1 protein-coding gene is annotated in these 274 nt (G+C 65.7%); it reads right to left on the reverse strand.

Annotated elements, in window-relative coordinates; translation table 11 throughout:
* Positions 1–208, reverse strand: a 208-nt coding sequence (locus E0702_RS17305) for a protein-L-isoaspartate O-methyltransferase family protein (RefSeq protein ID WP_368816925.1), incomplete at its 3' end; no start/stop codon positions are given.
* Positions 209–274 lie beyond the last annotated feature (66 nt).

The raw sequence follows: 274 nt of genomic DNA on the forward strand, positions 1-274 counted from the left end.
TCATCAACCCCACGATCGAGGGCTGGCTGATGGTCTGGCCACAGGCGATGGGCAAGGGCACGTCCTCATAGGCGCGGCCCGAAAACACGCCTTCGACGAAGAGGCCGCGGTCGATCTTTTCCATCGCCGTCAGGACCGCCCTGTCCCGAACCCCGCGCGAGCGCAGAGCATAGAGGAACTGCATGACCTGTTCCGGCGATGGGCTCATGCCAGGGCGGCCTCCAGGTCGGCGAGTTTGTCATAGGCGGTCAGGTCGGCGCGCATGGGCGTGACC

It is taken from the genome of Halomonas marinisediminis (assembly GCF_004347715.1).
Taxonomy (GTDB): Bacteria; Pseudomonadota; Gammaproteobacteria; order Pseudomonadales; family Halomonadaceae; genus Halomonas; species Halomonas icarae.